Source organism: Thermobifida cellulosilytica TB100 (genome assembly GCF_001517975.1).
GTDB classification, from domain to species: domain Bacteria; phylum Actinomycetota; class Actinomycetes; order Streptosporangiales; family Streptosporangiaceae; genus Thermobifida; species Thermobifida cellulosilytica.
In genome coordinates this window covers 1-3936 of sequence record NZ_KQ950185.1, presented here as the reverse complement: position 1 = coordinate 3936, position 3936 = coordinate 1, and the positions used below count along the sequence as shown (strand labels likewise).

Here is a 3936-nt window from a genome sequence, read left to right as displayed (position 1 = left end):
CGCGCCGCCGCCGCGGGCCGCCTTTTCCGGGCGCCGCGCCTCCTGCGGCGTCAGCGGCCGGTGTTCTCCAGTGCCGCGCGCACGATGTCGACGGCCTCCTGCCGGGGGATGCCCAGGCGCGAGACGGTCTCGGCGTAGCGGCGCGCCGCCGCCAGCGCCGCGGCGCGCTGCCGGTCGCCGCCCGCCGCGATGAAGGTCCCCGAGCGGCCCCGGGTCTCCACCACGCCCGCCTGCTCCAGCTCCCGGTAGGCGCGCGCCGCCGTGTTCACCGCCACCGACAGCTCGCCGGCCAGCGCGCGCACCGTGGGCAGCTTGTAGCCGACCGGCAGCCGGCCGCTGGCGGCGGCGTTGGCGACGGCCGCGCGGATCTGCTCGTACGGCGGAACCTTGGAGTTCGGGTCGATACGCACGAAGTCCGTCGCCATGGCTTCCCTCTCCTCAGGCTGCCACCGGGCTGCGCGGGACCCGCGGGATGCCGTGCAGGCGGTGCCGCTCCCGCAGCGTCAGCAGCCGCTCGGCGGCCTCGGTGGCCTCCTTGACCTCGGGGCGGGCCAGCCTGCGCCGCCGGTAGATGCGGTCCTCGTAGCCGCGGGGGCCGACCAGCACCCGCTGGCGGGCGTAGGCGGCGCGCATCGCGTCGGTGAGCGCCGCGTCGTAGGCGACCCCCAGCCGGTGCAGCTCCGTGACGTCGGCGCCGGAGCGGCGGGCCCGGGTCAGCTCCTCCTCGGCCCTGCGGGCCGCCTCCAGCAGCTCCGGCAGCCGCTTCGCCTTCTCCGTGTCCTCGGCGTACCGCGCACGCGCCTCTGTTCCGACCCTGCGGGCTCCCAGCACCATGCTCGCTCCCTTGTCTCGGACGGTCGGCACCAACTCTAGAGGGCCGCGGCGGCCCCTGCGGCACCCGCCCGCCGACCCCCCGACTTTACGAGGTAAGTCTAGGATGGCGGTGTGAGCCGAAACAACGCCGGTCTCAGCCCCGAGCTGATCGTCACCGAGGCCCTGCGCATCATCGACGGGATGGGGCTGCGCAACCTCACCATGCGCCGCCTGGGGGACGCGCTCAAGGTCGAGGCGATGGCGATCTACCACCACTTCCCCCTGGGCAAGGAGCAGCTCTACGGCGCGATCGTGGAGTACATCAGCGACCCCGCGCGCGCCGCCGCGCCCTCCGGGGCGGAGGAGTCCGGCGAGGAGCCCGGGCAGGACCCGCGCCCCTGGGACGAGCGGCTGCGCGCCTGGGCGCACGACTACCGCGCCGCGCTGCTGCGCCACTCCGGCGCGCTGCCGCTGATGATCCACCGCCGCCCCGACACGGCGGCGGCGCTGCGCTCCGCCGAGCTGCACTACGCGGCGTTCCTCGAAGCCGGGCTGCCCCCCGAGGAGGTCCCCGGCGCCGCCGCGGCCCTGGACTCCTACGTCCTCGGCGCGGTGGTGCACCAGGTGCGCGCCGAGGGGCTGCCCAGCCGCGACCCCGCCGAGGTCGACGGGCGCTTCCCCACCGTCGCCGCCCTGCGCGGCGTCGCCGTCGACCACGACCGGGTCTTCGCCGCGGGCCTGGACGCCCTGCTGGCCGGGCTGACCGCCCGCGGGTGAGCCGGCCGCCGGCGCCGATCCGCCGGCGCCTCAGCCCAGGCCGGCCTCCCGGGCGGCGATGGCGGCCTGCACCCGGCTGCGCACGCCGAGCTTGGTGAGGATGCGGCTCACGTGCGTCTTCGCGGTGGTCTCGGTGATGCGGAGGCGGCGCGCGATCTGCTGGTTGGACAGCCCCTCGCCGATGCAGGCCAGCACCTCCCGTTCGCGCGGGGTGAGCCGCTCCAGCGGCACCGGCTCCCCCCGCTGCGGGGCGCGCGGCCGCGTCCCGGCGAACTCGCGGATGAGCCTGCGGGTCACCGCGGGCGCGATCATGCCCTCGCCGCGCGCCACCGTGTGCACCGCCTCGACCAGGTCGGCGGCCTCCACGTCCTTGAGCAGGAACCCCGCCGCGCCCGCCCGCAGCGCCCCGAACACGTACTCGTCGAGGTCGAACGTGGTCAGCACGAGCACGTCCACCCCGGCCGCGGCCAGTTCCCGGGTGGCGGAGATGCCGTCCCTGCGGGGCATGCGCACGTCCATGAGCACCACGTCCGGCCGCAGGCGCAGGGCCGCCTCCACCGCCTCCTGCCCGTCGGCGGCCTCGGCCACCACCGTGATGCCGGGGTCGGTGTGCAGGATCATCACCAGCCCCGCGCGCACCGCCGCCTGGTCCTCGGCCACCACGACCCTGACCACGTGCCCCTCCCTCACTCCTCGACCGGCAGTTCGGCGCGGACCCGCCAGGTGCCGTCGCCGTCGGGCCCCGCCCGGAAGCGGCCGCCCAGCAGGACGGCGCGCTCCCGCATCCCGGCCAGCCCGGCCCCCGGCCCCGGCGGGCCGGGACGCTCCCCCGCCGCGGCGCCGACCGGGTTGACCGCCTCGACCACCAGCAGCCCGGCCGCACCGGAGTCCCCCGCCACACGGCGCACCGAGACGCGCACCCGCCGGGGGGCGGCGTAGCGCAGCGCGTTGGTCAGGCACTCCTGCACGATCCGGTAGGCCGCCGCGTCCACCCGCGCGGGCAGCTCGCCGACGTCGGCCACGCCGTCGAGCACCACGTCCAGGCCCGCGTCGCGCGCGGTGGCGGCCAGGCGCTCCGCCTCGCCCAGGCGCGGGGCGACCCGGTCGGTCCCAGCGGGCTCCCCGGCGCGCAGCACCTCGATCATGCGGCGCATCTCGGCCAGGCCCCGCACGCTGCTGTCGCGCACCGTCCGCAGCACGCCCCGCACCCTCTCGGGGTCGAACTCGCGCAGCGCGAGGGCCGCCGTGGACTGCAAGGCCACCGCGCTGAGGTGGTTGGCGACCACGTCGTGCAGCTCCCGGGCCATGCGCGCCCGCTCTGCTGCGACCGCGTTGGCCCGGTCCAGCTCCGCCATGCGCGCGACCTGCGCGGCCCGCTGCCGCTCCAGTTCGGCCCGGGCCCGGTGGGCGCGCACGCTCAGGCCGCTGGTCAGCGGCGTGCCGAAGACCAGGACGTAGAGCCCCAGCAGTTGCAGCAGCTCCAGCAGGCCGCCGGAGCGCAGGAGGCCGCCCGCGCCCAGCACCGCCACGCCTGCGACGGCGACCGCGGCGACCACCCCGCGGACGAGCCGCGCGCCGCCCCACACCACCGCCGCGTACAGCAGGTCGCCGTAGACGACCACCGACCAGACCGACGGCCCCAGCACCGCCGCCTCCACGGCCAGCCCCACCGTGGCCGCGGCCAGCCCGGTCCCGGGCCGGGTGCGCCGCAGCAGCACCGCCGCGCACACCACCGCCAGGGAGGCGAGCAGCCAGCGCGGATCGACCCCGCCGCGGTGCAGGTAGGCCCCCAGGGACCACAGCAGCACCCCGACGGCCAGGTTGGCCGCCGCCCACAGCAGGCTGCCCAGCCGCGAGAGGCCGCCCAGCACCTCGCGGTCCAGCACCTGCGCCCACTCCTGTCGCACGCTCCCATCTCAGCACAGCCGGCCCCGCGCCACGTCGTCCGAAAGCAGTACGCCCGCTCCTTCCTTGCGCGGACGCGCGCCGCAGGGCGCGCCTGACACGGTGGGGAGGACGACGGGCCGCGAGAGTCAGAGGAGACCCATGGTCGTGACCGCGATCCTGGTGTGCGAGGTGCTGTTCTGGGTGCTGCTGCTGGGCGGGCTGGGCGCGCGCTACCTGCTGGGCCTGCGCCGGTTGAGCACCCTGCTGCTCCTGATGGTGCCGGTGCTGGACGCGGTGCTGCTGCTGGTCGTCGCCTGGCACCTGGGCTCCGGGGGCCGCGCCGACGCCGGCCACGGGATCGGCGCGCTGTACCTGGGCTTCACCGTGGCCTACGGGCACAGCGTGGTCTCCTGGGCGGACGCGCGCTTCGCGCACCGCTTCGCGGGCGCTCCCCCGCCG

Annotated in this window: 5 protein-coding genes and 1 pseudogene; 2 read left to right on the top strand and 4 right to left on the bottom strand. The window is 76.9% G+C overall.

The window, feature by feature from the left end:
- Positions 1–50: 50 nt before the first annotated feature.
- Complete coding sequence (locus AC529_RS15765) at positions 51–425, bottom strand: GntR family transcriptional regulator (protein ID WP_068758087.1); 375 nt, start codon at positions 423–425, stop codon at positions 51–53.
- Between the two features lie 13 nt (positions 426–438).
- A complete protein-coding gene (locus tag AC529_RS15760) occupies positions 439–834 on the bottom strand; it encodes a hypothetical protein (RefSeq protein ID WP_068758085.1) in 396 nt (131 codons plus the stop codon).
- A gap of 111 nt (positions 835–945) precedes the next feature.
- On the opposite strand from AC529_RS15760, the gene AC529_RS15755 reads away from it, so the two are divergent.
- Positions 946–1590, top strand: a complete 645-nt coding sequence (locus AC529_RS15755) for a TetR/AcrR family transcriptional regulator (RefSeq protein WP_068758083.1) — start codon at positions 946–948, stop codon at positions 1588–1590.
- Positions 1591–1620: 30 nt separating this feature from the next.
- Here AC529_RS15755 and AC529_RS15750 read toward each other — a convergent pair whose 3' ends face one another.
- Positions 1621–2265, bottom strand: a complete 645-nt coding sequence (locus AC529_RS15750) for a response regulator (RefSeq protein ID WP_068758081.1) — start codon at positions 2263–2265, stop codon at positions 1621–1623.
- An 11-nt stretch (positions 2266–2276) separates the two neighbouring features.
- A complete protein-coding gene (locus tag AC529_RS15745) occupies positions 2277–3497 on the bottom strand; it encodes a sensor histidine kinase (protein WP_083948327.1) in 1221 nt (406 codons plus the stop codon).
- A 139-nt stretch (positions 3498–3636) separates the two neighbouring features.
- Between AC529_RS15745 and AC529_RS15740 the strand changes: the two are divergent.
- Positions 3637–3936 (top strand): annotated as a pseudogene (locus AC529_RS15740) (hypothetical protein); the annotation flags it as partial.